Annotated in this window: 26 protein-coding genes; 14 read left to right on the plus strand and 12 right to left on the minus strand. The window is 69.7% G+C overall.

The features are described 5' to 3' along the window. Positions 1-32: 32 nt before the first annotated feature. Complete coding sequence (locus AC06FD_RS05440) at positions 33-893, plus strand: outer membrane protein assembly factor BamE (protein ID WP_478077191.1); 861 nt, start codon at positions 33-35, stop codon at positions 891-893. A 175-nt stretch (positions 894-1068) separates the two neighbouring features. Here AC06FD_RS05440 and AC06FD_RS05445 read toward each other — a convergent pair whose 3' ends face one another. The 4 genes from AC06FD_RS05445 to AC06FD_RS05460 form a co-directional block, all read right to left on the minus strand. Then, on the minus strand, positions 1069-1656 hold the full coding sequence (locus tag AC06FD_RS05445) for a fasciclin domain-containing protein (protein WP_478077192.1): 588 nt from the start codon (positions 1654-1656) through the stop codon (positions 1069-1071). A gap of 114 nt (positions 1657-1770) precedes the next feature. Continuing rightward, on the minus strand, positions 1771-2166 hold the full coding sequence (locus AC06FD_RS05450) for an OsmC family protein (RefSeq protein ID WP_478077372.1): 396 nt from the start codon (positions 2164-2166) through the stop codon (positions 1771-1773). Positions 2167-2270: 104 nt separating this feature from the next. Further along, positions 2271-3119 (minus strand): acid phosphatase, encoded by an 849-nt coding sequence (locus AC06FD_RS05455; RefSeq protein ID WP_478077193.1) that lies wholly within the window; start codon positions 3117-3119, stop codon positions 2271-2273. 102 nt (positions 3120-3221) lie between these two features. Next, a complete protein-coding gene (locus tag AC06FD_RS05460; protein WP_478077194.1) occupies positions 3222-4898 on the minus strand; it encodes a sensor histidine kinase in 1677 nt (558 codons plus the stop codon). A 224-nt stretch (positions 4899-5122) separates the two neighbouring features. On the opposite strand from AC06FD_RS05460, the gene AC06FD_RS05465 reads away from it, so the two are divergent. The 3 genes from AC06FD_RS05465 to AC06FD_RS05475 all read left to right on the plus strand — a co-directional run bounded on the left by AC06FD_RS05465 (position 5123) and on the right by AC06FD_RS05475 (position 7426). Beyond that, complete coding sequence (locus tag AC06FD_RS05465) at positions 5123-6094, plus strand: helix-turn-helix domain-containing protein (protein WP_478077195.1); 972 nt, start codon at positions 5123-5125, stop codon at positions 6092-6094. A gap of 171 nt (positions 6095-6265) precedes the next feature. Next, positions 6266-6916, plus strand: coding sequence for a response regulator transcription factor (locus tag AC06FD_RS05470; protein ID WP_259202866.1), 651 nt, complete (start codon positions 6266-6268; stop codon positions 6914-6916). 114 nt (positions 6917-7030) lie between these two features. Further along, positions 7031-7426 carry a response regulator transcription factor gene (locus AC06FD_RS05475; RefSeq protein WP_449334407.1) on the plus strand — a complete coding sequence of 132 codons (396 nt, stop codon included), beginning with the start codon at positions 7031-7033 and terminating at the stop codon, positions 7424-7426. A gap of 13 nt (positions 7427-7439) precedes the next feature. On the opposite strand, the gene AC06FD_RS05480 is transcribed toward AC06FD_RS05475, so the two are convergent. Continuing rightward, positions 7440-8624 (minus strand): hypothetical protein, encoded by a 1185-nt coding sequence (locus tag AC06FD_RS05480; RefSeq protein WP_478077196.1) that lies wholly within the window; start codon positions 8622-8624, stop codon positions 7440-7442. Between the two features lie 173 nt (positions 8625-8797). Between AC06FD_RS05480 and AC06FD_RS05485 the strand changes: the two genes are divergently transcribed. The 10 genes from AC06FD_RS05485 (at position 8798) to AC06FD_RS05530 (ending at position 17746) form a co-directional block, all read left to right on the plus strand. Continuing rightward, complete coding sequence (locus AC06FD_RS05485) at positions 8798-9232, plus strand: hypothetical protein (RefSeq protein WP_259202863.1); 435 nt, start codon at positions 8798-8800, stop codon at positions 9230-9232. Then, positions 9229-9741, plus strand: a complete 513-nt coding sequence (locus AC06FD_RS05490; protein WP_478077197.1) for a YidH family protein — start codon at positions 9229-9231, stop codon at positions 9739-9741. Before AC06FD_RS05485 ends, AC06FD_RS05490 begins: the two co-directional genes overlap by 4 nt. Positions 9742-9775: 34 nt before the next feature. Then, positions 9776-10702: a formylglycine-generating enzyme family protein gene (locus AC06FD_RS05495; protein ID WP_259202859.1), complete on the plus strand. Its 927-nt coding sequence runs from the start codon at positions 9776-9778 to the stop codon at positions 10700-10702. Between the two features lie 42 nt (positions 10703-10744). Beyond that, positions 10745-11143 carry a DUF1622 domain-containing protein gene (locus tag AC06FD_RS05500; protein WP_259202858.1) on the plus strand — a complete coding sequence of 133 codons (399 nt, stop codon included), beginning with the start codon at positions 10745-10747 and terminating at the stop codon, positions 11141-11143. Between the two features lie 5 nt (positions 11144-11148). Further along, on the plus strand, positions 11149-12132 hold the full coding sequence (locus tag AC06FD_RS05505) for a SphA family protein (protein ID WP_478077198.1): 984 nt from the start codon (positions 11149-11151) through the stop codon (positions 12130-12132). Between the two features lie 37 nt (positions 12133-12169). Further along, entirely contained in the window at positions 12170-12988 is an 819-nt protein-coding gene (locus AC06FD_RS05510; protein ID WP_478077199.1) for a DUF2092 domain-containing protein, read from the plus strand. Between the two features lies 1 nt (position 12989). Then, positions 12990-13475: a hypothetical protein gene (locus AC06FD_RS05515; protein ID WP_478077200.1), complete on the plus strand. Its 486-nt coding sequence runs from the start codon at positions 12990-12992 to the stop codon at positions 13473-13475. A 156-nt stretch (positions 13476-13631) separates the two neighbouring features. After that, entirely contained in the window at positions 13632-14180 is a 549-nt protein-coding gene (locus tag AC06FD_RS05520; RefSeq protein WP_259202854.1) for a DUF4136 domain-containing protein, read from the plus strand. 105 nt (positions 14181-14285) lie between these two features. Beyond that, positions 14286-15491: a BamA/TamA family outer membrane protein gene (locus AC06FD_RS05525; RefSeq protein WP_478077201.1), complete on the plus strand. Its 1206-nt coding sequence runs from the start codon at positions 14286-14288 to the stop codon at positions 15489-15491. Further along, positions 15482-17746 carry a patatin-like phospholipase family protein gene (locus tag AC06FD_RS05530; protein WP_478077202.1) on the plus strand — a complete coding sequence of 755 codons (2265 nt, stop codon included), beginning with the start codon at positions 15482-15484 and terminating at the stop codon, positions 17744-17746. Before AC06FD_RS05525 ends, AC06FD_RS05530 begins: the two co-directional genes overlap by 10 nt. Before the next feature lie 12 nt (positions 17747-17758). Here AC06FD_RS05530 and AC06FD_RS05535 read toward each other — a convergent pair whose 3' ends face one another. The 7 genes from AC06FD_RS05535 to AC06FD_RS05565 form a co-directional block, all read right to left on the minus strand. Then, positions 17759-17935, minus strand: coding sequence for a hypothetical protein (locus AC06FD_RS05535; protein WP_259202851.1), 177 nt, complete (start codon positions 17933-17935; stop codon positions 17759-17761). Positions 17936-17954: 19 nt separating this feature from the next. Beyond that, positions 17955-18554, minus strand: a complete 600-nt coding sequence (locus AC06FD_RS05540; RefSeq protein WP_259202849.1) for a lipid-binding SYLF domain-containing protein — start codon at positions 18552-18554, stop codon at positions 17955-17957. 33 nt (positions 18555-18587) lie between these two features. After that, on the minus strand, positions 18588-19400 hold the full coding sequence (locus AC06FD_RS05545; protein ID WP_478077203.1) for a hypothetical protein: 813 nt from the start codon (positions 19398-19400) through the stop codon (positions 18588-18590). Continuing rightward, entirely contained in the window at positions 19397-19564 is a 168-nt protein-coding gene (locus tag AC06FD_RS05550; RefSeq protein WP_259202847.1) for a DUF6515 family protein, read from the minus strand. Before AC06FD_RS05550 ends, AC06FD_RS05545 begins: the two co-directional genes overlap by 4 nt. Positions 19565-20016: 452 nt before the next feature. Continuing rightward, positions 20017-20823, minus strand: a complete 807-nt coding sequence (locus AC06FD_RS05555) for a DUF2092 domain-containing protein (RefSeq protein WP_478077204.1) — start codon at positions 20821-20823, stop codon at positions 20017-20019. Positions 20824-20972: 149 nt separating this feature from the next. Beyond that, a complete protein-coding gene (locus tag AC06FD_RS05560) occupies positions 20973-22886 on the minus strand; it encodes a DUF885 domain-containing protein (RefSeq protein ID WP_478077205.1) in 1914 nt (637 codons plus the stop codon). A gap of 97 nt (positions 22887-22983) precedes the next feature. Continuing rightward, complete coding sequence (locus AC06FD_RS05565) at positions 22984-24771, minus strand: FAD-binding oxidoreductase (protein WP_478077206.1); 1788 nt, start codon at positions 24769-24771, stop codon at positions 22984-22986. Positions 24772-24946 lie beyond the last annotated feature (175 nt).

Below are 24946 nucleotides of genomic sequence, written 5' to 3' on the forward strand. Positions count from 1 at the left end.
TCCAGCGCCCAGCGGCGCACAAGGGGGAATCCATGTCCGCATCGACCACGCTGTACGACCACGCACCGTTGCTGCGCTCGCTGTCGCTGTGCCTGGCGGTGCTGTTGTTCAGTGCCTGCGCCAGCACCGGCAAACCCAAGGCGGCGGCCGCCGCGCTGCCTGACGCCGGCGGGGAGGGCGCGGCGGTGCGCTTTCCCGATCCAAAGCGGGCCGCGCTCAAGGAAGGCCTGTTCGTGGACCTGGACAACCTGCGCCTGTTCGCACGCGGCATGAGCAAGCGGCAGCTGTACACCCTGCTGGGCACCCCGCACTTCGGCGAGGGCATGTGGGGCGTGCGCGACTGGAACTACCTGTTCAACTTCCGCAGCTCCCCCGGCGGCGACTACTTCACCTGCCAGTTCCACGTGCACTTCGACGGCAAGGGCATCGCCCAGGCCGGCTATTGGAAGCCGCAGGCGTGCGCGGCACTGCTGCAGCCGCCGGCACCACCGCCAGCGCCTGCACCTGCGCCGATGCCGGAGACGCCGGTGCGCCTGTCCGCCGATGCCCTGTTCGCGTTCGACAGCGCCGTGCTGACCGACGCGGGGCGGCGCAGCGTGGACGCGTTGCTGGAACAGGTACGCAATGCCAGCCAGGTGCAGACCATCCAGGTGCTCGGCTATACCGACCGTATCGGCAGCGACAGTTACAACCAGCTGTTGTCGCAGCGGCGTGCGCAGGCGGTGCGCGACGCGCTGGTGCAGGGCGGCGTGGCGGCAGCGGCGATCGTGGCCGAGGGCCGCGGCAAGGCCGATGCGCTGGTGCAGTGCACCCAGGGTGATCGGCAGGCGGTGATCGCCTGCCTGGCACCGAATCGACGCGTCGAGATTTCCGGCCTGGCGCGTTCGCGCTGAGCCGTTGCGCGGCCGTGGGCCGCGCGTCCTTCCCCCGTCAATGCCCCGGGCCGATGTGCCTCTCCCACATCGACCGGGGGTCCCTTTTGACCTGGCCCGACGTCCCGGCAGGATGTCTCCCCCGTCATCGCATCGAGGCGGCGGGCCAGGTCATCCTTTTGCCGCTACGCCGGCGTTACGGCATCAGGACCTTGTCGACCACATGGATCACGCCATTGCTCTGGCGCACGTCGGCGATGGTCACGTGGGCGGTATTGCCCTTGCTGTCGGTGAGGGTGATGCCCTTGCCGGCCTGGCGCGCGGTCAGTGTTTCACCCTGCACGGTGGTCAGGCTGGCCTTGCCGCCGCCCTGTTTGATCCGGGCCAGCAGCGCGGTGCTATCCAGGTTGCCTGCCACGACGTGGTAGGTCAGCACCTTGGTCAGGTCGGCCTTCTTTTCCGGCTTGAGCAGTCCATCGACCGTGCCCTTGGGGAGTGCCGCGAAGGCCGCGTTGGTCGGCGCGAATACGGTGAACGGGCCAGGGCCCTTGAGCGTTTCCACCAGGCCGGCGGCCTTGACCGCCGCGACCAGGGTGGTGTGGTCCTTGGAGTTGACGGCGTTGTCGATGATGTCCTTGTTGGCGTACATCGCCGCGCCGCCCACCGTGGGGTTGGCGGCCATCGCGTGGTCATGCGCGGCCATCGGCGCCTGCGCGAAGGCCAGCGGTGCAGCGGCGGTGGACAGGCAGGCAAGCAGGAGCAGACCGGTGAACGAGGTTTTCATGTGGTTCTTCCCGACAGAGCGTCCAAGTGACGCAACTGGATCTACGCGGGAAGTGGCACCGCGGATGCAGTGCCCGGCACATTGGCCGGCTTGTTAGCGACAGGTGACGGCGGCTCAGTCCGTGCCGCGCTCGCTGGTGATGACCGCGCCCTCGCGCATCACCAGGGTCACCGGGGTGCGTTCCACCACGTCGAGCAGCCGCGCCCATTGTGCGTCGCTGAGCGCGCCACTGGCGTGCAGCACGCGGTGCACCACCAGCTTGCCGGCGTCGTCGCGGCGGGAGGCCAACTCGGCGCGGAACTCGCCCAGGTCCCAGCCCTTTTTTTCGGCATACATGCGCAGCGTGATCGCCGTGCACGCCGACAACGACGCCAGGTACAGATCGAACGGCGCGAAACCGGCGCCCTGGCCACCCAATGCGAGTGGTTCGTCGGCGCTGAGCTGGTGCGTGCCGCTGCGGATCTGGTGGCGGTAACGGGGGCCGTCTGAAACGATCTGGACCTGTGCCATGCGATGCGCCCTGCTGCGGTGGAGGAAGGCGCGCAGCATCGCACGGCGCTGCCTGGGCCGGTGCACGCGGCGCGCGGAACGCAGCGTCATGGCCGTGGCCGCGTTCACTCCACCCCGGGGATCACCTGCTTCAGCGCCGCGGCCTCGGCCTCACAGCCGCTTGCCGGCACGCTGCTGCCGCGCAGGCCGCTGATCTCGGCGCGGGCGGCGGCCATGTCCGCGCTGAAGTCGGCGTCGGCATGCAGCCTGGCGAGCGCGCCGGCCGCCACCGCACGGCCCTGCAGCACGTCGCTCTGCCAATGCGCGTTGCAGACCAACCGGTTCTCGCCGAAGGCGCGTCCACGCGCCAGCAGCGCATCGGCCTGGTCCGGGCTCAACTCGGTGAGCAGCAGCGCCCAGGTCCAGCCGATCGCCGTGTGCCCGGAGGGGTAGGAGCCATCGGTGCGCAGCGCCGCTTCATCGGCCGGCGCGCAGGTGGCTTCCTTGTAGTAGACGAACGGGCGGGTGCGCTTGTAATGGTCCTTGGCCGCATAGGTGGCCAGGCCCGCATCGACCATGCTCCGCTGCAGCAGCAGGTACAGGCGCGGGGTGTCCTGCTGGCTGATCGGTACCCCCAGCGCGCAGGCGAAGGTCCCGGCGACATGCGGGAAGCGCAGGTCCGCATCGGAACTGGCCAATGCGTAGCGCGGCGTACCGCGCAGCTTCTGCGATGCGCGGCTGACCGCCTGGTCGCGGGCAAATGCGGGTGAGCCCTTGGCCGGTGGCGGTGGCAGCAACGCCAGGCTGTCGGGCAGGGCGCGGCCGAGATAGCCGGCCGGTACCCCGGGCCGCAGTTCTGGCACGGCGCGTGCGGGAGCAGACGGTGCCGACGGCGGCGCTACGGGTTGCAGGGGGCCCGATGCGCAGCCGGCCAGCAGCGAAGACAGCAGCACCACCCGGGTGGCAACACGCATGGCAACCTCCACGATCATGGCCGTGCCGGCCGACAGGCCTCCAATCTGGAAGCATCGCGGTGGAGCGGCAAGCGGGTTCCTACCTGCGCGGCGACAGTAAAACTACTGTCTGTCGCCTGGATGCAGGCCCGCGGCCAGCGGGAACCGCACCTCGATGCGGGTGCCGCCGAGTGGGCTGCGGTCTACCGCGAGCGTACCGCCAAGCAGGCGCGCGCGTTCTTCCATGCTGATCATGCCCAGCCCCGGCGCCAGCGAGCGGCTGCACGGCGCGGGCATGCCGCGGCCATCGTCGTCCACACGCAGCACCAGGTCCTGGCCACGCACCGCGACCAGCACCTCGGCCAGCCGGGCCTGGGCGTGCCGGTCCACGTTGTTGAGCGCTTCCTGCACGATCCGGAACAGGCTCAGTTCCTGGTCGCCCTGCAATGGCGGCGTATCTTCGATGCGGCAGCGCAGGCGCAGCGTGCCGCGTGCGTTGCGCTTGATGCAGAACGCATCCAGCGCGCTGGCCAGCCCGGTGAAGCGCAGGATGCTCGGATGCAGTTCGTGGGAGATCGAGCGGATGTCGTTGGAGACCGCGAGCAGGTTTTCCTGCAGTTCCACCATCGCGGCGCGCTCGCTCGGGGCCACCTGGTGGCGCAACCCGCTGAGGCGGATCGAGATCGCGGCGAGCGACTGGTTCACCTCGTCGTGCAGGTCGCGCGCGATCCGCGTGCGTTCTTCTTCCTGCACCACCAGCATGCGCCCGGTGACTTCGCCGAGCCGGCGGTAGGCCTGTTGCAGTTGCAGGTGGTTGGAAAGTTTCTGCTCGGACAGGGCACCCAGGAACAGCAGCGCAAAGCCGGTGCCCAGCGTCCAGGCCTGCGCGGGCAGCAGGTCGTGGCCCGGCGCGGGCGCGGCGAAGGGCCCCATGCCCAGCATGCCCAGCTGCATGCCCAGCACCGCCACCACCAGCATGCTCAGGCTGGCCCCGCTCACCCCGAACACGATCAGGGCCCACACCAATAACGGAATGGGGGCCACCGCCAGCAGCGGGGTCAGCGCGCCCGGCGGCCAATCCACCTGCCACAACAGCGCCAACGCGCCGAGCAGGGTCACGGCCAGTACGATGCTGCGCCAGTGCCAGCCATGCCGCCGCTCGGGGCTGCGCAGCAGGCGGGCCAGGCTGACGACCGCGGGCACGATCAGCAGGTAGCTGACGCTGCCGCACAGCGCGGCCGAACGCAGGTCCGGATGCGGCAGCGCGCCGATTGCGCGGGTGCCCACTACCTGTTGCCAGCCGGCGCTGCACAGCGGCAGTGCGATGCAGGCCAGCAGCAGAAACCAGGCGATATCCAGATAGCCTTCCAGCGCGGAGTGCGCGCCGCGCCAGCGCAGCAGCAGCGCGGCCACCCCCAGCACCAACGCGATTTCGCCGAGGCTGGCGAGCAGGCGCACGACCACGGTATCGGGCATCAGCGCCGCGCCCAGCACGGTGCCAGCGCAGGCGGCCAGTACGCAGGTCCGCCACGCCGCGCGCGGCGTGCACAGCAACCAGCCCAGCAACAGCGGGCCGGGCAGCCACAGCACGTGCAGGCGCAGGCCGGGTACCACGCTGACATTGGGCAGCAGTTGGCCGAGCAGGCAGGCGGCCAGCAGCGGCGCGCCGCAGGTGAAGATGGTGCGCAGATCAGGTGAGGGCCGCGTAGAGATCTCGTCGTGGGCGTCGCTGGAGCGGGGGACGCCGGGGTCCACGGGCTCGATGCCGATCGGCTTGACGGGGCTCGCTACCTGGACCATGCACCTCTGCACACATTGGCTGGGACGGTTGGCGCGTACGCGGATGCATCCCCGGCTCGACCACGCCATTCTTCGGCATGCCACTGCAGGTCTGCGTCCGTGCGTGGATGGGCGCGTGCAGGCGGTGCTTGTCCGCGCTGCCCAACGGCCCCACAATCGCGCCGATCTAAGCACGTCCGTCGTACACCTGCTATCCGATTTCCGACCTGCTCCAGGGAGTTGGCATGGACGAACCGATGGCGCCGTATACCCGCTTCGTGGTCGATGGCTTTGATGCCGATGCATTGCTCGGCGTGGTCCGCGATACCCGTTTCGAGCAGCGCCTGCTCGGTGCCGGGCATTTCCGCGCCTGCCTGCAGCGGCTGGTGTTTCCCGAGTTCAGCCTGGACAGCGGGGCCTATTCGTTGCCGATCTTCGCCAGTGGCAGCTTCGGCGCAGGCTTGATCGCGTTGGCGATGGCGGTGTCCTGCACGCATCCGATGTGGGCCAACGGACGCTGGATCGGTGCCGGCCAGGTGATGGTCTTTGCCGAGGACAGTGAGTTGAACGTGCGGCCCAGCCCGGGAGGCTGGCAATGGGCGGTGCTGCTGATCCCGCGCGAGGTCCTGCAGCGCGGCGCACTGCAGCGGGTAGGCCGCGAACTGCGCCTGCCCAGCCATGGCTGGTACAGCCGTGCGGCCGCGCCGGCCGACGCACAGGCGCTGCGCGATGGCGTGGCCAGCGTGCTGGGCAGCGCGGCCTCGCACCAGGGCCTGCTCAGTGCGGCGCAGGTGCAGGCACAAGGCGAACTGCTGCTGGGCGTGTTCATCGATGCGGTGTACGCCAGCGACAGCGGGCCGGAGAGCCGGGCGGTCGGCAACTGGGTGGAGCGGCAGCGCGATGCGATCGTGCGCCGCGCCGAGCGCTACCTGAAGACACAGCTGGACCGTGCCTTCGACAGCCGCGGCCTCGCACTGGCCCTGGGCGTGGGCGAGCGGCAGTTGGAGCGCCTGTTCCGTGATGTCTACGGCCACGGGCCCTGCCACTGGCACCAGATGGCGCGGCTCAACCTGGCGCGCAGTGCGCTGCTTCAGGCGGGTCGCAATGACAGCGTGACCGACATTGCGACGCGCTGCGGTTTCTCCCATTTGGGGCGCTTTTCTGTGACGTACCGCAATGTCTTTGGAGAATGTCCACGCGACACCCTGCGTACGTGATCGGCAGTCGCGGCCGGCCACGTCGCCGCCTCACAATCTCGTCACGGTAAGGCTCGCATGGTCAGCGCGCTGCACGCCTGCGTGCACTGCGCTCCGGCATCGCCGCCGGTCGCACTGCCAAGGGTGCCGCGACTCAATCAGGGGATGATTGATACCGACGGAGACATCGCAATGAGCGTGATGTGTGAGCGTTCGCTTTCAACGCAGTTCCGCAGGGTCGTGGTGGCCGACGACCACATGCTGGTGGCGCAGGGCATCGAACGGCTGCTGACCGATACGTTCGCCACCGTCGAACTGGTGGCCTCGGGCGAGCAGCTGGTCGAATCGGTGCGGCGCGATCCCCCCGACGTGGTGGTGGCCGACATCAGCATGCCGGGCATGAGTGGCATCGATGCGATGCGCCTGATGCGTGGCGAAGGCTACGCGATGCCGTTCGTGTTCCTGACCATGCACGATGAGTCCAGCGTCGCGGCCGAGGCCATCCGTGCGGGTGCCCGCGGCTACATCCTGAAGAGTTCAGCCGGCGACGAACTGATGCGCGCCCTGGCCGGCATCATGGACGGGCAGACCTACGTCACCCCGACCCTGGCCGCCAACGCCATCGTGTGCTCGGGCCGACCGGCGTACACCCTGACCGAAAAACAGCTGCGCATCCTCGAGTACGTGGCACTGGGCCTGCGCTCCAAGCAGATCGCCTACGAACTGGGCGTGTCGGTGCGCACGATCGAGTCGCACAAGTACGCGATCATGCAGGAGCTGGGGGTGCACGGCACCCTGGAGCTGGTGCGCAAGGCTGAGCAGGAAGGCCTGATCCGGCATTGAGCGGCCACGGGGGTGGCGGCAAGTAGATTTACTTGCCGCCACCCGGTTGTTTTTCCCTTGTTCGCCCATCCGGGCGCGCCCACCATCGACCCACGCGTCGAACGGGCGGAAGCCATGAATGCGGTCCGTGTGCTGCTGGCCGAGGATGGATGTGCGATGGGGCGCCAGCTCCGTGGCCTGCTGTGCCAGCAGTTCGATGTCATCGGCCTGGTGCAGGATGGCGAATCGCTGGTGCAGGCATCGGTGGCCATGCTCCCGGACGTGATCGTGACCGATATCGCCATGCCGGGGCTGAGCGGGCTGGAAGCCGCACGCCGGTTGCGCGCGCAGCGGCCCGTGCTGGGCGTGGTGTTCATCACCGTGCATGCCGAGCTGCAGATGGTGCGCCAGGCGATGGGGCTGGGCGTATGCAGCTATGTGTTGAAGGCCGATGCCGGCGACGACCTGCTGGTGGCGGTGCAGGCGGCGCTGGAGGGCACGCCCTTCGTATCGCGCTCGCTGCAGCGCTGAGCGCGCCGCCCGCTCAAACCAGGATACCGACCAGCTTCGTCACCAGCTCATCCACGGACATGGCCATCAACGCCAGCGGCAGCAGCGGCAGCGCGGCATGCAGCGCGATCCAGAGCAGGTTCCAGCGGTTGAACGGCACCACCGACATCCGTGCAAGGCCCTGGTAGACCCCGCTGAAATCCGCGTACGCCGATGCATCGCCGTGGTCGAGCAGGCTGTCGGCGCCGGCGTCAGCCGCCTCGCTGCTCGCCTGGAGGCCGGCCGCCTGCCAGCGCTGGTCGAACACGGCCGCGGCACGATTGCCCAGCGCATCGAAGCGGAACAGTGCATGGCGCTTGGCCCGCATCATGCTGGGCATGAGCATCAGCAGGGGCGCGACGAGCAGCGCGGTGGCCCCCACTACGTAGCCGGCCAGCAGGTGCCGCAACGAGTACAGCGACTCGTCCAGCCAGTGCATCTGGTTGCAGCAGGCACCGGCCAGCAGCAGCCCGCCGGCCAGGGCGAGGATCGCGAAGCGCTCCTGGGCCAGGCCGAGGAAGGCCAGCCCACCGGCGCCGTCGGGGTGTTCGGGGTGCAGGCGCAGGCCGACCCGGGGCAACCCGCACAGCAACACGCTCCACAACACGAAGCGCCACAGCCACAGCAGGCCCAGCAGTCGGAATACCGGCAGCGATACCCATTCGTACCAGCGGCCTGCGGCCGTGAGCTGGCCGTCCTGCAAGCGCCAGTCGGCGATCCCCGGCAACAGGTTGACCGCGTGCCCGGCCAGCGCCAACGGGGCCAGCGCGATCACCATGCACAGCAGCTCGGGAAGCCAGCTGTCGCGGCCGCGGCGGACCCGCGCCAGCAACTGTTCCAGGCGCGCACAGCGGCGCGCCGGCACGAGACTGGCATGGCCGAGCTGGCGCAGTGCATTGCGCAGCAACGCGTCGGCATGCGGGGCGGCCAGCACCAGCAAGGGCAGGGCCAGCAGCAGGCGGCTCAGCGTGGCGTAGTCGCCCAGCAGGGCCATGCCGCCGCGGCTGGGCATCAGCGTGCCGGCCACTGCGGTCAACACCAGGGGCGGCAACAGGCTGATGGCCAGCAGGCCTGCCGCCAGCCACCATGACAGGTGCGCATGGCCGCGCAGCAGGCCGGCTGCATGCAGCAGGCGGTGGACCAGGCCACCGCGCATCAGCGAATACCCGTGTTGCGCCATGCTGCGTGGTCTCCCAGCGGGGTCGGCAATCGATCATCTCCGGCGCGCAGAGCATAGCGCCGCCGCGCCGCCACCACGGCGCAGTAAAAATACTGGGCAGCGTGCAGTACCAATCCGGATGTGCGCCCGACGCGGCACGACCAAGCTTGAGGCCTGTCGCAGGGAATCCGGTAATGCTCTCGGTCATCGACATCCTCACCCGCTTCTGGACCGACATGATCGAGCGCGCGGACGGCCCGATGACGTTCCGCTTCTTCCTGCAGCCGACCATGGCGCTGATCACCGCGCTGATCGACGGCATCAAGGACGCGCGCGCCGGCAAGTCGCCCTACGCGTGGATGCTGGCCCACAGCGATGCCGGGCACCGCCTGAGCGCGTGGCGCGAGGGGGTCACCGCCACCGCCCGCATCCTGCTGCTGGGCGTGGGCATGGACGTGATCTACCAGGTCCGCATGTTCGGCGGCTTCAAGTACCCGGTGGAGGCGTTCGTGATCGCCGTGGTGCTGGGCTTCCTGCCGTACCTGCTGCTGCGGGGCCCGATCAACCGAATCGCCGGTTGGTGGCTGCACCGCCGCGCCATTACCCCTCCCAAGGACCGTGGACCATGAGCGCACAGGATCCCCGCAAGGCGCTGGCCGACCGCGCCGTCACCCTCGGCGAGGCGCGCGACCTGCTGGGCGGCACCGATGCGGCCTCGATGGAGCTGTCCTCGCGGCGCACCGGGATGTCGTTCCAGCGCACCCGGATGAGCGCGGACCGTACGCTCATGTCGATCATCCGTACCGCGCTGTCGCTGATCGGCTTTGGCTTCACCATCTACCAGTTCTTCGGGCACATGCTGGAGGTGCCCGGCACCACGCTGCGCCCGCACGCGCCGCGCAACTTCGGCGTGGCGCTGGTGGGGCTGGGGCTGGTGCTGCTCACGCTGGGGATCATCTACCACGTGCGCTACATGCAGCAGCTGCGCAGCGAGCGCGACCTGATGATCGGCGAAGGCCTGATCCACGGCGAGAGCCACTATCCGATCTCGCTGACGCTGATCACCGCCGGCCTGCTGTGGCTGCTTGGCGTGCTGGCCATCGCCGGCATGACCTTCAACGTGGCGCCGTTCGCATGAACGGCCGTGTACCTGGACCCACCGGGAGGGCGCGATGAGCGCGGTCATCGATGACATGGTTGCGCTGGACGGCGGGGTGTTCAGCATGGGCTCCAACGACCACTACCCGGAGGAGCGCCCGGCGCACAAGGTGCGCGTGGGACCGTTCCGGATCGATCGCCACGCGGTCACCAACCGCGATTTCTCGCGTTTCGTCAGTGCCACCGGCTACACCACGCTGGCCGAGCGCCCGGCCGATCCGCGCGACTACCCCGGCGCCGATCCGGCGCTGCTGGTGCCGTCCTCGGTGGTGTTCGTGCAGCCGGCGCACCCGGTGGACATGTCCAACCCGCACAACTGGTGGCACTACCTGGCCGGGGCCGACTGGCGCCATCCGCGCGGCCCGGGCACGCACCTGGAGGGGCTGGACGATCACCCGGTGGTGCATGTCGGCTTTGCCGATGCATGCGCCTATGCCACCTGGAGCGGCAAGACGCTGCCCACCGAGGCCGAGTGGGAGTTCGCCGCGCGCGGCGGCCGCACCGAGGGCGAGTTTGCGTGGGGCGATACGCTCACCGTGCGCGGCCGCCACCAGGCCAACACCTGGCAGGGCGAGTTCCCGTGGTTGAATCTGGACGAGGACGGCCACCGCTGGACCGCGCCGGTGGGCAGCTATGCGCCCAATGGCTACGGTCTGTACGACATGATCGGCAACGTCTGGGAGTGGACCACCGACTGGTACCAGCATCACGACCAGCTGCAGGGGCGGCCCTGTTGCGCCATCGAGAACCCGCGCGGCGGCGAGCGCGAGCGCAGTCACGACCCGCGCGACGCCAGTGCGGTGCCGCGGCGGGTGATGAAGGGCGGCTCGCACCTGTGCGCGCCCAACTATTGCCGCCGCTACCGGCCCGCCGCCCGCATGGCCCAGCCGGTGGATACCTCCACCTGCCACCTCGGCTTCCGCTGCGTGGTGCGCGGATGAACCGCCGCGCCGTGCCGCTTCGTCGCTTCCAGAGGATCGCCGATGTCCACCCTGAAAACCTGGCTGGTGGCATGCACCGAACCGGTCGTGGTGGTGATCGATGCGATGGCGCTGGTACTGATCGTGCTGGCCACCGTGATCGCCTTTGTGCGCGGGGTGCGCCTGCTGCTGGGGGGGCACGCCGACAACGTGGCGCGCCGCGAGCTGTGGTTGGAGTACGGGCGCTGGCTGGTGGCGGGGCTGACCGTGCAGCTGGCGGCCGACATCCTGGAATCCTCGATCTACACCAGCTGGGACAGCATCGGCCAGCTGGGGGCGGTCGCGGTGATCCGGACCTTCCTGAATGTCTTCCTGGAGCGCGATATCCAGGAGGTCCGCGAACGCCAGCGACGTGCCGCCGCGCGACAGAACCCGGCCACGCGCAACCGACCCGAGAGGTGATCCGCATGGGCAGCCCATCCTTCCGTCACTACCGTCGTTCCAGCGGGATCTGCGCGGCCCTGCTGGGCGCCCTGGCGCTGGCCGCCAGCCTGCAGGCGCATGCCACCGAAGGGGCGCTCGGACGATCGATCACCGGCATGCAGATCACCTCGTATGCCGGGGTGATCCCGCCGGAACCGGGCATGCAGTGGTCGCTCAGCTACGTGCAGTACGACGGCCGGATCGGCGGCAGCCGCGCCGCGCCCATCGCCGGGCAGATCTCGCTCGGGCTGGAGGCCGACATCAGCCTCACCGCCGCCACCGGCGTGTACGTCTGGCCGACCCACACCGGCAAGTGGAACTTCGCCTCGATGCTGACCGTGCCGTACATCATCGCCGACGTCACCGCCAACCTGGAGGGCCCGCTGGGCGGTCGCCGCCAGGCCAAGGACAGTGCCTCCAACCTGTTCGATGTGTACTTCGCCCCGTTCATCGCCGGCTACCACATCGACCCGGTCCAGCACGTGTCGTTCGGCCTGTACGTCTACGCGCCGACCGCCAAGTACGACCCGGACAAGCTGGCCAACCCCGGCCTGAACGTGTGGACGCTGTCGCCCAGCGTGGGCTACACGCATCTGTTCCAGAAGGGCACGCTCGAATTCAGCGTGCTGGGTGCGGTGGACTGGTACAGCCGCAATGACGACACCGACTACAGGAACGGGCTGGTGGCGCGCACCGATGCGTTGCTGGTGAAGCGCACGCCGAGTGGCTGGGGCGTCGGTGCCGCGGCGGGCTGGATCCAGCAGCTGCAGGACGACCGCGGCGACACCGCCGACCGCCTCAACGGGTTCAAGGGGCGCTCGTTCGGCATCGGGCCGGTGCTGACCTATGGCAAGAAGTGGCCCGGTGGCGAGCACCTGGACGTGTCGCTGCGCTATATCGGCGAGTTCAGCGTGCGCAACCGCTTCGAGGGCGACCCTTGGACCGTCTCGATCAGCGGCGGGTTCTGAGCCGCGCCGTCCCTTTCCGCTGCCTGGAGACACGCTCATGGTTGCCGCACCCCGCCACATGGCCTGGACCACCAGCCTGCTGCTCGCGGCGCTTCCCGTCGCGCACGCTGCCACCCGGACTGCCACGCCCGCGTCGCCGCCCGCGGCCACCGCTGCCGTCCAGCCCGAACGAGACCCCGAGGCGCTGGCCGCGCTGGACCGGATGGGCGCGGCGCTGCGCGCGCTCAAGCAGTTCTCGCTGGTCTCGCAGGCCAGTACCGAAGTGGTACTCGATGATGGCCAGAAAATCGAACTCGACGGCACGGTCACCTACAAGGTCGTCACCCCCAACCGGCTGTTCCTGGAGCTGAGCAGCGACCGCCAGCTGCGCCAGCTCTACTACGACGGCACGACGCTGTCGGTGTACTCGCCGCGCTTGAAGTACTACGCCCAGGTGGACGGGGTGCATGCCACCCTGGCCGAGCTGGTCGAGGAGGTCGGCGTGCGCTACGGCATCGAGATGCCGCTGGCCGACATGTTCCTGTGGGGTACCGACAAGGCGCCCAAAAGCGCCATCCGCGGCGCGCTGCACGTGGGAGGCGGCCTGGTCGATGGCGAGGCGATCGAGCAGTACGCCTTCCAGCAGGACCAGGTGGACTGGCAGATATGGATCTCCAAGGCGACCTCGCTGCCGAAGAAGCTGATCATCACCGCGCTGGACGACCCGGCCCTGCCGCAGTATCGCGCCGAACTGCACTGGAATACGCGCGGGACCCTCAAGGACAGCGCCTTCGCCTTCACCGCGCCTGCCGATGCCGCCCGCATCAAACTGGTCCCCGTGGCCGTGGTGGCCATCGACGCTGTACAGGAGAAGTGACATGCCGACGTCAACGCGCACTGCCGCGCCATTGCTGATGCTGCCATCGCTGCTCGTGCTGGGCCTTGCGCTGGCGGCCGCGCCCGCCCAGGCCCAGCGCGCCGGCTTCCACGGCGGCGCGCGCGCCAGCGCGCACACCAACATCAACCGGCCCGTGCAGCGGCCGCAGGGCGGGGCGGTCAATGCCAACCGCACCGTCAACCGCAACGTCAACCGCAACATCAATCGCAACGTCAACGTCGACGTGAACTACCACGACGACCATTGGAACCACTGGGACGACCACCCCTTCGCCACGGCGGCAGCGGTGACCGCCGGGGTGGCCGTGACCTCGGCGGTGATCGGCTCGATCGTCAGTTCCGTTCCCTCCAGCTGCGTCACCACGGTCATCAACGGCATGGCCTACCAGCAGTGTGGCAGCACGTGGTACGAGCCGCGCTATGCCGGCACCAGCGTGCAGTACGTGGTGATCAACCCGCCGCGCTGACCGGTAGTTTTGCCTGCCGCCGCTGCGTAGTAATGCGGATTCGCCGCCACCCCGGGCCCCTTAACGTGGGGCCTACGGCAGCCCGTTTGCCGCCGCACCCGTCATCGTCGTCGCTGCACCCGCAGCGCGTCCTATCCCGCAACTGGAGCCTGCGTCATGAAAGCCTTCGTCATCGCCGTCCTGGCCAGCTCGCTGGTCGCCTGTGCGTCTTCGCCCACGGTGAAGACCGACTACGACAACACCGCCAACTTCGGGTCCTACACGACCTATTCGTGGGCCATCACGCCCCAGGCCGGTTCCCCGCTGGTGCAGCAGCGCATCGTGCAGGGGGTCAATACACGCATGCAGGCCAAGGGCCTGCGTGAGGTACCGCAGGGCGGCGACATCGCCCTTGCGGTGCACGTCATCACCGCCCAGAAGCAGACCCTGGACACCTTCTACTCCGGCAGCGGCATGGGTGGCTGGGGCTGGCGCGGCGGCTGGGGCGGTGGCATGGCCATGGGCAGCGCGACCACCCAGGTGCGCACCTATGACGTCGGCACGCTGGTGGTGGACATGTTCGATGCGCGCACCAAGCAGGCGGTCTGGCGCGGGACGGCCAGCGGCACCGTGCCGGGTTCGCCGGACAAGGTCAATGCTGCGGTCGATGCCGGGCTGGACAAGATCTTCGCCGCTTATCCGCCGGGCGCCAGCGCCGCGCGCTGATCGCGGCGGCGCCAGGTTCGCTGGTGTCACTGCGCGGTGCCGCGCCGGGCTCCTCCCTCCCGCCGGGGCGGCATCGCGCATCTTTCAGGCATGTCGAGGTGGTTCATGTCGATTCCCTGCCGCATGCTCGGCTGCCTGTTGCTGCTGTCTCCGGTGTACGCGGCCGCCCAGGCCGGCGCCGGGGCCGAGCCGGCCGCCGGGCCATCGCCATCGCCGTCCACGACGGCTGCGGGTGGCCTGCGCTCGGTGTTCCGTGACAGCGAGGACGGCCGGTTCGACATGTCGCGCTGGCTGCTGGAACACCGCGGCTTCCTGCCGGTGCCGATCATCATCACCGACCCGGCGGTGGGCAACGGCGGCGGCGTGGCGCTGGCGTTCTTCCACGCCCCGCATGCACGGGCCGAGCCGTCGGCCGATGGCAGCACGCCGAAAATGGTCACCCCGGACATCTACGGCGGGGGCGCGATGCGCACCGAGAACGGCAGCGAAGCCTACGGGCTGGGCGCGTCGCTGCATTTCGACGAGGACCGTTGGCGTTATCGCGGCGGCGTGGCCAAGGCGTCGTTCAACCTGGGTTTCCATACGCCGGGCACGCTGCTGCCCACGACCAGCATCGATTACAACGTGGACGGGCTGATGTCGTTCCAGCAAGGCTTCCGGCGCCTGGGCGAGCGCGACATCTACCTCGGCTTGGCCTGGATCTACATGGACATGGACATCGGTTTCGATGTCGCCAGCGATCGCGACCGCTTCCAGCCGCATGAACTGGCCACGCGCAGCTCCGGGCTGGGGCTGTCGCTGGAATACGACAGCCGCGACAACCCGTTTACGCCATCCAGTGGCTGGTTGGGGATGATCGAAGGCAACTACTACCTGCCGGGGATCGGCAGTGACACCGCGTTCCAGAGCTATCGCGGGCATGCCTACGGATACTGGCCACTGGGTTCGCGGCTGGTGCTCGGCGGCCGGGCGGACGCACGCTGGGCCAACGGCGATATTCCGTTCTACCGGCTGCCCTATATCGATCTGCGCGGGATCGGCTCGGCGCGTTACCAGGACACCCGTGCGGCGGTGCTGGAAACCGAGCTGCGCTGGAACGTCACCCGGCGCTGGGCAGTGATCGGCTTCGTCGGCGCAGGGCGTACCTGGGGCCGGCACAACAGTTTCAGCGACGGCAGCAGCCAGGTCTCCAAGGGGACCGGCGTGCGCTACCTGATCGCGCGCAAGCTGGGCATGCAGGTCGGCGTGGATTACGCCTGGGGCCCGGAGGACGACACCCTCTACGTGCAGGTGGGCAGCGCGTGGCGCTGACCGCGCCCCTGCGCTGGGTGTGCTGGCTGCTGCTCGCCGGCTGGCCAGCCGCGCTGCAGGCAGCCGGGCCCCCGCCGTCGGCGCCGGGAACGAGCTGCGGCGTGCGCACGGCAGGCGATACCCGTCCACGGATCGGGTTGGCGCTGGGCGGCGGTGGTGCACGCGGCATCGCGCACGTGCGCATCCTCAAGCAACTCGAGGCCCAGCAGATTCCGGTGGACTGCATCGCCGGCACCAGTGCTGGCGCGCTGGTGGGCGCGCTGTACGCCTCCGGTTCGACCCCGGCGCAGATCGAGCAGCTGGTGCTGGACACGCAATGGATGGCGATGTTCAGCGACACCCTGCCGCGCCGCGAGCGTTCGCTGCGCCGCAAGGCCGATGACTACGAGCAGCTGGCGGCGATCGGCATCGGCTTCGGTGGCGAGCAGGGCAAGGCGGTGTCGCTGGCCGGCGGCGTCTCCGAGGGCGAGAAGCTGATCGCGCTGTTCGAACGCGCCACGGGCGGGGCGCGGGTCAGCGGCCGCTTCGACGACCTGCCCATTCCGTTCCGGGCGGTGGCCACCGACATCAATACCGGCCAGCCGGTGGTGCTGGCACAGGGCAGCCTGCCGATGGCGATGCGCGCCAGCATGTCCTTGCCGGGGATCTTCCGGCCGGTGGTGATCGACGGGCGCGTGCTGGTCGACGGCGGTGTGTCCAACCAGGTGCCGATCGACGTGGTCCGGGCGATGGGCGCCGACCAGGTGATCGCGGTGGACGTGGGCACGCCGTTGCGGGTGCTCGACGGCAATGCCAGCCTGGTGGATGTGATCGGCCAGCTCAGCGGTTTCCTCACCACCGGCAGCGCGCAACGGCAACTGGACAGCCTGGGGCAGGGCGACCTGCTGATCTCGCCGGACCTGACCGGCAAGGTCGCCACCGGCGACTTCGACAAGGCGCCGGAGGCGCTGCGGATCGGCCAGTTGGCCGCCGATGCCGCCGCACCGGCGCTGCGCGCCTTCGAGCAGCCGCTGCCGGCCTATGCGGCCTGGCAGGCGCAGCGGGCAAGGCGCAGCGTTGCGGTGGCGCCAGCGCAGGTCGACTTCGTGGAGGTGGTCAACGACACCGGCTACGCCGATGCGTTGCTGCTGTCCTACCTGCCGCTGCAGGTGGGCCAGCCGCTGGATACCGCGGCGATGCAGGCGGGTATCCTGCGCGGCTACGGCATGGGCACGCTCGCCAGTTTCAGCTACGAGGTGCGCGAGCGCGACGGCCGGACCGGCGTGGTGGTCACCGCGAACGCAAAACCGAACGGGCCGGCGTACCTGGAGGCCGGGTTGAGCCTGAGCGATGACCTGGAGGGCAACCACGAGAGCAACCTGCGCGCCGGCGTCTTGTTCTCGCCGCTGTCGCCCTACGGCGCCGAGGCGCGCGTGGTGCTGCAGGTGGGCAGCGAGCCGGGGCTCACCGGCGAGTACTACCATCCCTTCGACCTGAGCAACCACTACGCCTTCCAGGTGGGGGGTGGCCTGCAGACGCGCAGCTTCAACCTCTACGACGAAGACGGTGACAAGACCGCGCGCTTCCGCGTGCGCCGTGCCGGTGCAACGGTGGGGCTGGTGCGCCACGTGGGCAACGTGCTGTCGTTGAGCGCGGGGCTGCAGCGCTACGCCGGCAACGCGGAAGTGGAAGTGGGCGATCCCACCCTCCCACGCACGCACTTCGACGAAGGTGCCTGGTTCGCGCAGGCCACGCTGGACGATATCGACAGCCTGTACTTCCCCCGCGACGGGCGCCTGGTCAACCTGGGTACCTACCAGTCGCGCGCCGGGTTGGGCGCGGACACCGCCTTCGGCCAATGGGACCTGGATGCGGTGGCGGCCAGGTCCTTCGGCCGCCACGCACTGCAGGTCGGGCTGCGCTACCACGTCACCACCTCGGGCACCGCCCCGGTGCAGAGCCTGTACCGGCTGGGTGGGCGCTGGCGCCTGGCCGGCTTCCAGCACAACCAGCTGACCGGCCAGGACTACGCGCTCGGCTTTACCGGCTATACCTACGAACTGGGCAGGGTCCTGGGACGCTCGGCGCAGGTGGGGGCCACCCTGGAATACGGCAACGCGTGGCAGCGGCGCTCGGACATGGCGCTGGCCGACGGGATCTGGAACGGCAGCGTGTTCCTCGGCTTCGACTCGTGGATCGGACCGCTGATCTTCGGGGTGGGCTTCCGCGAGGGCGGCGAGAACGTGTTGTTCATCGAACTCGGGCAGTCGCTGTGAGCGCGGCGTGCGTCACCACACCTGCGACAGGATCACCGCCAGCGCGCCGATCCAGCACACCAGCACGAACCAGGCCAGCACGGCGTTGGCGCCGAGCCCGCGATGGCGCACGAGCAGGCTGACCACCAGCGCGGCCAGCAGCGGGAGCAGGAACAGGCTGAGGATCCAGGCCCAGGGATGGGTATGCATGGCGTGGGTTCCTTGCCGGTCAGTCCAGCGCCTTGTCGGGGTAGTAGCGGGTGCCGCTGACCGTCAGTTCCGCGGCCAGGCCGCTTTCGGTCAACTGGTAGACCCACACGCCATCGGACACCTGCACCGCGCCGGTCAGGCCGCCGCCGGCCTTGTCCACCTGCGCGGCCAGCGTGGCCTGGCCACCGATCTCGATGCCGCGGGTGACGAAGTCGGTATAGGCCGCTGGCGTCCTGAACACCCAGACCAGATCGAAGGTCTTCGCGCCGAAGCCCAGCCCGGCCTGGATCTCGACCATGCGCATGAAGGTCTCACGACCGCTGCGGGTCTCGATCGCCACGCCGCGCCCGCTGCCGCCGCCGGCAACCAGGATCTTCACCCCGAAATTGCGGAACACCGCATAGCCGGCCGACGTGGCGATGGCCTGGCGTGCGCCGGGCTGTGCCGCGTAGAGCCGGCTGAGCACCTCGGTGGACGCAACGCGCGCCGTGTTGCGCGCCTCTTGGGTGGCGGCGCTGGGGCTGCCGTCGGCGTTGCGCGGCGGGGCGCTGCTGCAGGCGGCGCACAGGGCGAGGGCCGCGGCGAGCGCGGCGGCGTGGGTCGGGCGCAGCACGTGCATGGTCCATCTCTCCTTGGCGCGTAGCGCCAGCGCCTATTCGGGGAAGACGAGGGTGACGATGAAGCGGCCGGTCCAGCGGCTGGCATCGGCCGGCCGGTCCACGTTGTAGAACCCGCCCAGGCCCACGCTCACCGGGGTGTGGCCGAGGTGCAGCACCTTCGACACCGTGGCGCCGACGGGCACCGTCCACGCATTGCCACTGGCGGCCTTCCAGTTGTAGCTGGTCTCGGAGGTGAAGCTCAGCGACCAGCCATCGGGCAGGTTGCGGGTCACGAACGGCTGCACGCTGGTGCTGCTGACATCATCGCGATCGTCGTCGCCGGCCACCGACCACACATGGTTGGCCAGTGCGCCCAGCGTCCACGTGCGGGTCTTGTGGACCAGGATGAAGGCCGGGCCCAGCGAATACTTGCCGGTGCCCAGGCTGTCGTGCGACGCGGTGTCGAGCAGCGCGGCGGCGCCGAACCCGATCTCGGGGCCGCGCGCCTCGGCGGCTGTTTTGCGGATGTAGTAGCCCTGCACGAACAGATCGCCACTGCCATGCTTGCGTTCGGGGAAGTGGTTCCAGCTCAGCGGCAGGATCGGGCGCAGGATGAATTTGCCGTTGTCGCCCACGAAGGGGATCACCGGCTGGATCTTCAACTGCTGGTTGTGGAACGCATCCCCCGGGCCGACCGACCCGAGGTAGTTGTACTGGAACGGCACCGAGATCAGCGCGGCGCCGGGATCGGCCAGCTTGCGCGCGATATCGTCGGTGGAGTCGCTGCCGGTTGCGGGCGCGGCGACTGCAGCCGGCCACGCCAGCAGCAGCGCCACGCTGAGGACGACGGCGGCTACGCGCGTCATCGCGGCGCGTCCACGACGATGTACTGCACCGTGGTGCCTACATAGCGCGGCTGGTACCAGGCGTTGTCGCACTGCTGGTAGCCGATGCCATCGACCACCACCGTGCTGCAGCTGGGCGGCAGCGAATAGACGATGGAGCCGATCATCGCCGAGGTGACGGCCACACCGGCGGTGACGGCGGCCGCATCCCAGAACGGGTGATCCCAGTACGGGGGCGGCGGCGGTGGGCCTGGCGGATGCGGGCCAGGACCAGGTCCAGGACCAGGTCCAGGACCGGGGCCTGGACCCGGTCCTGGGCCAGGATGGGGACCGGGACCAGGACCCGGACCAGGATGGGGACCGGGACCAGGACCAGGCCCCGGATGAGGCCCCGGCTGGGGTGCGGGACCCGGGCCGGGTGGATGTGGCCCCATGCCGCCGCCACCGCCTGGATGGGCCATGCCCCCACCGCCGAAGCCACCGCCACCGAAGCCGCCGGCGTGCCCGATGGAGGGGTGGGCGAAGCCGCGCAGGCCGGGTCGCGCGTGCACGGCCGCGGGGGCGAGCAGCGTTGCGCCGGCCATGACCAGCAGCGCGGTGCCAAGGGCGGTGCGCAGGTGCGCGTTGGTGTGCATGCTCAGTTCCCCTCTGCGGTGGTGGCCTGCGCGGCGACCGCCACCGGCACGAACACGATCCGGGTGGCGCCGCTCGGGTTGAACGCCAGCTCGCTGGCGCTGATCGCCCGGCGGGTATCCCACTGCAGCGCGGCCTGGTAGCTGGGCAGCGCCAGATCGCTGTGGCTGGTGATCACCACCTGTCGGGGCAGGGCAGTGGCATCGGATATCCATACCTGCCAGTCGACGCCGGGCTGGCGGAACGCATAATGCTGCGTCGCCTCGCCGCCGACGCGGGCGCTGCCCACGCGCAACGCGGACTGGAAGCGGTCGGTGGGGAAGGCCGGGGTTCCCCACAGGAACAGATCGGCGAGCGGGAACTCCAAGCCGTAGGTGCTGGCCGAGTCGGCGAGCAGGGCCTGGCTGCTGCGGTTGAGGTCCTCCAGCGTGGCGTAGTACTTCAACCGGGGGGAATAGATGGTCAGGCGCTTGCCGTCGTAGAACAGCTGGCGGTGTTGCTGGTCGCTCTGGATCTCGACGAAGAAACGGTCCGGTTCGATCGCCTTGTAATCCACGGTGCCGGCGAGGGCGAGCTTCTGGCCGTCGTCGAGCACGTACTCGGTGCTGGTGGTCGCGTGCATGCGGAACTGCGGCAGTGCCCGCAGCGCCTTGCCCATGCGGGTCAGCGCGGCCACCGCGCTGGCGTCGATGCTGTCTGCGCTGGACGTGGCGGCCGCTGCGGGGGGTGATGTCGGGGCCTGTGCCAGCGCGGCTGGCAGGGCGGCGGCGAGGGCCAGGGCAAGCAGCGAGGCAAGGCGTGCGTGCGGCATGAGGGGCTCCGGGGCGTCGGCGATGGGCCGGGCCGGTCGCACCGACCCTGTCCCCACTGTGCGTACCGCTGCCTCAGCGGACAACCGGAGTTACACCGTAGCGGCCTAGGTATTTCTACGCAGGCGCGCCAAGGTCATGCCGGCGGCGCTCAGGGGGCCCGGTGCGGGTCGGCGCCACCGGCGGCAATCCACGCATCCACCGCCTGGCCGACCACCGTCATCGGCATCGCACCATTGCCCAGGATCAGGTCGTGGAAGGCGCGGATGTCGAAGCGTGGCCCCAGTTCTTTCTGCGCGCGTGCACGCAGCGCCACCAGTTGCAGCTGGCCCATCTTGTACGAGCTGGCCTGGCCGGGTTGCACCAGGTAGCGGTTGATCTCCACCCGCACCTCGCTGGCCTTCATGCCGGTCTTTTCCTGCATGTACGTGGCCGCCTGGTCGGGTGTCCAGCGCTTGCGGTGCAGGCCGGTGTCCACCACCAGCCGCACCGAGCGGAACATCTCGGCCTGCAACCGGCCGAGGTCACCGGCCGGGTCGTCCTTGTAGACGCCGGCCTCGGCCATCAACTGCTCGGCATACAGCGCCCAGCCTTCGCTGAAGGCGCTGGGGTTGAGGCTGCGCCGCAGCAGCGGCAGGTCGGTGAGGGTCTGTCCGATCGAAATCTGGAAGTGGTGGCCAGGCGAGCCCTCATGGTAGGTGAGGGTGGGAATGCTCCAGCGGGTGTTTGCGTCGATGTCGCCGAGATTGATGAAGAACGTGCCCGGCCGCGAGCCGTCCATCGCCGGCGGGTAGTAATAGCCGCCTGGCGAGGTGGCCTGCATGTGGGCCGGTACCGGCATGACCACCAGCTGCTGCGGCGGCAGGTGGCCGAACCAGCGTGGCAGGATCGGGTCCAGGTCGCGCAGCCGTTGCTGGATGTCGCCCAGCAGCTGCGCGCGCCCGGCTTCGCTGTCGGCATAGCGGTAGCGCGGGTCTTCGCGTAGCTGCTGCACGCGCGCGGCCACGCTGCCGTCGCGCAGGCCGAGCTGGCTCAGCCGTGCATCCATCTGATTTTCCACCCGCGCCACTTCGTCCAGCCCGATCTGGTGGATCGCATCGGCATCCAATTCGGTACTGGTGTACCAGCGCAGCGCGGCGTCGTAGTAGGCCTTGCCCTGCGGCAATGCCCATACGCCCTTGTTGCCAAGGTGGCGCGCCTGCAATCGGGTCACATCGTCCAGCAGCCGCTGGTACCCGGGGTTGACGGCATCCGCCACTGCACGCGTGGCCTGTTCGACCAGCGCGGCACGGCGGGTGGCGGTGATGGCCGGTACCTTCTCCAGCTTGCGCTGCAGCGATTGCACCCACAGGCTGTCCTTCGGCGCGGGTGTGAGCAGGGCGCGGAACTGGTCCGCGGCGCCTTGCAGCGCCACCTCGGGCGGCACCACGCCCTGCGCGGCCTGCATGTCCACGTTGGCCCGCACCTGGTCCAGCTTGGGCCCCATCGCCTGCAGCCGGGCGATGTAATGGGCCGCGCTGGTTTCATCGGTGACGGCGTGCTGGTTGTCCATGAACTGCGGCAGGTTCACCGGCAGGCTGAACAACTGGTCCACGGCATAGGTGCTGCCGCCCACCGGGAGCCACGCCGCCGACCATGGCACCGCCATCAGGTCGATCTGGGTCTGGTAGAACCAGCGCGCCAGGCCATCGCTCAGCTGCTGCTGCGCATCCAGCGGCGCGCCGCGCCACTGCGTGATCGCCGCCAGGTTGTCGGCCAGGAAGCGGCGGTTGACCTCGCGCTGGCCCAGCGATACATCGGTGAGCCGGTCGGAGCTGTCGGCCTGGCCGTCACCACTGATGCCGAGCATCGTGCGCAGCTCGGGATCGGCGTTGATCGCGGCCATGGTCTGCGCATCGAGCAACCCATTGAACGAGACCGGTGTTGGCGGGCCGGCGACGGTTGCCGGCGGCATCGCCGCGGCGGCCGGCGCCTGGGCGTGCGCCGCCGGTGCGCCGAGTGCGAGCGCGGTACCGATGGCGAGCGACAACAGGGCAGGCAGGGCGGAAGCGGTCGGGATCGGCATCACGGGACATCTCCGGTGGCGGGCGGCGCGGGCTGCACGCAGGCTACGCCAGCCGGCCCCAACCTGCACGCAGCCGCCGAGGGGAACCGCTTGGCTGTCAGCCCGCGCGCCGCTCGAAACCATCGCCGCTCCAGTCCTCGCTGCCCACACCGTGATGGATCACGAACAGGCCGTCCGGATCGTAGCGGCGCTTGGCCGCCAGCAGGCGCGGGTAGTGCGGCCCCCAGAACGCCTGCTGCCAGTCGGCCTGGAAGTAGTCAGACTCGGACACATAGGCCGGTGCATGGGGCACCACCGCGCTGAGTGCGTCGTAGGCGCGGCGCGTGCGCAGTGCGCCGCGGCGCGCATCCGGCTCGTCCACCGCGCCGCCGCAGCCGGGGTAGACCGGGCCGCTCGCATTGCCGATCAGCGCCAACGCAAATGCGTCCAGCACGGCCGGGTGGGTGGCGGTCCCGGCGCTGGCGGCGAGCGCGTCGGCCGGCGCACCGAACAACCCCTTGTTGCAGTGCAGGCCCACGTCCATGTGCTCGGCCGCGGCGCAGAGCGCATCGGCGGCGGTCTCGACGCGGTCCTCGCCCAGCAGCGCCGACGGCATCCACGCCGAGGCATAGCCATGGAGGAACCAGCCGACCTGGCCCTGGTCGCCCTTCCACAGCATGTGCCGGGGCGGCGCGCCGGCGCGCGTGTCATCGGCGATGAGCCGGGGCGCGTGCTGGCGGAAGAAATCGGCGTCCCAGAAGTCCCGCGCCGGCATCGCCAGCGCCTGGAGCGGCTCGCGCACGGTGTAGCCCGCACGTGACTGGATCCACGCCAGCAGCGGCTGCCACGTGGCCTCCGCCGTTTGGCGGTCCAGACCCTGGAACACCATCGAGATGGACAGCACGCGGTCGCCGCCGAAGGTGATCTGTTCGCCCCAGTGTGGGTTGCACAAGGCCTCGCGGTAGAAGCGCAGCACCTGGGCGGCCAACGCGCGCCAGCTGGCGTCGCTGTCGGCCTGCACCTTGAGCGACACCCCGCCGAAGGTGGCGGGCAGGGCATGGGTCTTCAGGGTCAGCCGGGTGACGATGCCGAAGCTGGCCGCGCAGCCGCCCTTCAATGCCCAGAACAGCTCCGGGTCCTGGTCGGCGTTGACCACCCGCACCGTGCCGTCGGCGGTGACCACCTCGGCCTCCAGCAGGCTGGCGGCGGCGCTGCCGAAGGCCTTGGAGAAGCTGCCGAAGCCGCCGCCGCTGACCAGCCCGGCAACCCCCACCGAGGTGCAGCCACCGCCCTGCACGTAGCGCCCGCCGTGGGTGGTTACCGCGTCGTAGGCGTCGATCCACATCGCCCCGGCGCCCACGCTTGCCGCCGGTTGAGGTGCCGTGCCGGGCCGCGCGCCCTGCGGCACGAAGGCGTCATGCAGTTGCACCTGGTTCATCGCCCGGGTCCAGACCAGCAGCGAGTCCGGCGCGCACGAGGTGCCGTGATAACTGTGGCCGCCGCCCTTGACCACCAACCGCACGCGGTGCTGCCGCGCGAAGCGGACTGCGGCGGCGACATCGGCGCTGTCGCGGGCGCTCACCATCTGTGCGCTGGGCACCGAACGCCAGGCACCGAAGTAGCCGCTGGTCTGGGTGAGGGCAGGTTGGTCGCCGATGTAGAACGGGTTGTGGATCTGGGCCATGGCCTCGGCGTGCGTGGTCGCGTCGCCCAGGAACGGCGATTGCGGCACCGACAGGCGCCCGCCGACGGCGCGCGACAACTGATCCCACTGGTCGGCGCCTGGCCAGCCGGCGGTACCGGGCCGCACCCTCGACCAGGGGCCGTCTGGCGCGGCAGCGGCCTTGAGCACCAGCGGCATCAGGGGCAGGGCCAGGCTGGCCTTGAGGCAGTCACGTCGTTTCATCGGGGGCATTCCTTGGCGCAGGCAATCGGGATGACCGTGAGTGTGTGCCCGCCACGCCCCGCCGTCATTGGGCCGGGGACGGAGGGAGGGGCGCGGTGACCAGTGGCGGGTGGGCAGGGACGAGTGGCCGCTGCGCCCGGATCGCAGCCCGATCCTGGGTGGCCTGGCCTGCATT

Source organism: Stenotrophomonas sp. Steno-Z1, assembly GCF_056393175.1.